The 262-nt window shown below is 38.9% G+C and carries 1 rRNA gene; it reads right to left on the bottom strand.

Features of this window, described 5'->3' with window-relative positions:
• Positions 1-160: 160 nt before the first annotated feature.
• A 23S ribosomal RNA gene (locus AB4232_RS00250) occupies positions 161-262 on the bottom strand; the annotation flags it as partial.

The raw sequence follows: 262 nt of genomic DNA, 5'->3' as shown, positions 1-262 counted from the left end.
CTTTTACTTTCAGTTTTTTAAAAACTGAAGGCAAAATAATCTGGAAAACTGTATTTAAAAGTTATTTCTCTTCAAACTCATTCAAGCGTTTGTACTTTGTTTCTGCTTTTAAAAAGCGGAGACAAATAGTTTTGAGTCCACAAAACCCCTTGGGTGTTGTATGGTTAAGCCTCACGGGCAATTAGTACAGGTTAGCTCAATGCCTCGCAGCACTTACACACCCTGCCTATCAACGTCGTAGTCTACGACAACCCTTTAGGAC

This window comes from Vibrio sp. 10N.286.46.A8 (genome assembly GCF_041470165.1).
GTDB classification, from domain to species: Bacteria; Pseudomonadota; Gammaproteobacteria; order Enterobacterales; family Vibrionaceae; genus Vibrio; species Vibrio tasmaniensis_A.
This window is presented reverse-complemented; position numbering and strand designations above follow the sequence as displayed.